The organism is Rhizobium ruizarguesonis (assembly GCF_012349115.1).
GTDB classification, from domain to species: Bacteria; Pseudomonadota; Alphaproteobacteria; order Rhizobiales; family Rhizobiaceae; genus Rhizobium; species Rhizobium ruizarguesonis.
In genome coordinates, this window is sequence record NZ_PQIG01000005.1 from 1 (window position 1) to 2,496 (window position 2,496).

The 2,496-nt window shown below is 62.5% G+C and carries 1 protein-coding gene; it reads left to right on the plus strand.

The window, feature by feature from the left end; genetic code table 11:
• Positions 1–2,496: Ti-type conjugative transfer relaxase TraA (traA, locus tag C3Y91_RS02385; protein WP_168574927.1), on the plus strand; the 2,496-nt coding region annotated here is incomplete at both ends.

Consider the following 2,496-nt stretch of genomic DNA (forward strand, 5'->3'; position numbering starts at 1 on the left):
ATTGGGCGATGAAGCGATCGGCCTTGTGGAATGCCGCCGAGCGTGCCGAGAAGCGAAGTGACGCCCGCATTGCCCGGGAATTCGAAATCGCGCTGCCGCATGAGCTCAGTGCGGAACAGCGCCTGGCGCTGACGCGTGCCTTTGCCGCCGATCTCGCCAACCGCTATGGCGCTGCCGTCGACTTTGCGATCCATCGGCCAGGTGAGGCAAGCGATATCCGCAACAGCCATGCGCATCTGATGATGACGACGCGTGAGGTGAGGGAAACCGGTCTTGGCGACAAGACGCCGCTTGAGCGGGAAAACAGATGGCTTCTCGCCAACCACCTGCCGCCATCGCAGCTGCAGCTGAAGGACCTGCGCCAGGCGTGGGAGCATCTTGCCAATCGGCATCTGGCGATGGCGGGTCACGATATCCGCATCGATCATCGCTCGCACCTGGAAGCGGGCCTGACCATCGCGCCGACCGAACATGTTGGTGTGCATGCGACGCAGATCGATCGCCAGGGTGGCGAAGTCTCGCGCATCCGCATCGACCGACAATCGGCCGATCGCAATGCCGACACCATTCGCCGCCGGCCCGAAGAGATATTGCGGCTCTTGACGAACGAAAAGAGCGTCTTCAGCCGCTATGACATTGCCAGGGCTCTGCATCGCTATATCAACGACGATCCGCAGACCTTCCAGAATGCTTTTGCCGCGGTCATGGCGTCAAAGGCCCTCGTCGAGCTGAAACCCGACAGTTCAAGCGTTCGGGGCCGCGATGGCGAGGCACGCTATTCGACGGTCGAGATGGTGGCGATCGAGGGCGCGATGGCAACATCCGCTGTTGCGATGAAGACGCGCCAAAACCACGGTGTCTTCAAGCGGCATGTCGATGCGGCAATCGCCGATCAGGACAGATCGATCCAGGCCGCAGGCGCGTCACCGGCGCAGGGGCTATCGGCGGAACAGCGCCAGGCGATCGAGCATGTCACAGGGCCAGCTCAGATCGCCGTGGTGATCGGTTTTGCCGGTGCCGGCAAGAGCACGATGCTGGCAGCTGCCCGCCAGGCCTGGGAAGCGCAAGGTTATCGTGTTCATGGCGCGGCTCTGGCCGGCAAGGCGGCCGAGGGCCTGGAGCAATCGTCCGGCATATCGAGCCGTACCTTGGCGTCGTGGGAATACAGCTGGCAAGCCGATCGCAGTCGGCTGAATGCTCGCGATGTCTTCGTCATCGACGAGGGTGGAATGGTCGCAAGCCGTCAGCTCGCCCACTTCGTCGACGAGGTCAAACGGGCCGGTGCCAAGCTCGTGCTGGTCGGCGACCATGAACAGCTTCAGGCGATCGGAGCGGGCGCACCGTTCCGGGCGATCGCAGAGGCCGTGGGTCATGCGCAATTGTCGGACGTCCGACGGCAACAAGCCGATTGGCAGAAGCAGGCCTCGATCGACTTTGCCTCGCATCGGACTGCAGCCGGGCTCGCTTCCTACGAGGCTCATGACAACATCCAGCTGAAAGCGAACCGCGACGACGTGCTGAAGGCGATCATTGCCGATTATGTCGCTGACCGATCGGCAAATCCCGACGACACGCGCATTGCCATGGCGCATCGACGCGACGACGTCCGTGCCATCAATGCCGGCATTCGCGCTCAGTTGCAGGAGTGCGGTGAGCTCGCAAAGGCCAGCAACCCGTCGGAGGGTCGAGGTGAGGAACTGAGCTACCAGACCAACAATGGGAAGCGATCCTTTGCGCGCGGCGACCGCATCGTCTTTTTGGAGAACGATCGCGATCTCGCCGTCAAGAATGGCATGTTGGGCGAGGTGATCGCCGTCGCGCCGGACGCAATACAGGTTCGGCTTGACGGCAAGATGCGTGGGCCAGAGGACCAGCGCCAGATGACCGTACCGGTCAATCGTTACCAGGCCTTTGACCACGGCTACGCGACGACGATCCACAAGACGCAAGGGTCCACGGTCGACCGGAGTTTTGTTCTCGCGTCGACGACGATGGACCGGCATCTGACCTATGTGGCGATGACCCGTCATCGTGAAGGGGTGCAGCTCTATGCCGGGCTCGATGCGTTCAAGACGGAGCGCGCCCTGACGGAGGTACTGAGCCGCTCAGGCGTGAAGGAGACGACGCTCGACTATACCCATGACTTTGCCAATCGGCGCGGCATGGAGGATCGCCGGGGGCAGGGCGAGAGTGATGTCGCATCTCAGGGAATCAGCAAAGGGATACAGCCCATCCCGGACACGGCGGTTCCCAAGCCAATGCAAGAACCACGGCCGCCTACACCGCTCGCAGCCCGCACTATCGCCGATGGCGGCGCTGCACACCAAGATCGCAGTCGCGATGAACGTGGCGATGAACGCCGCGTGCTCGTTGCGGCCGTGAAGACCTATGCGATGAGCGTCGAAGAGGTCGGACGGTCAAAGGCAATGGTGGCGTTCGAACGAGATTGGGAGGCGGCAAAGCAGCTTGCGCCGCAGCTGTTCAAAGACGCGCCAG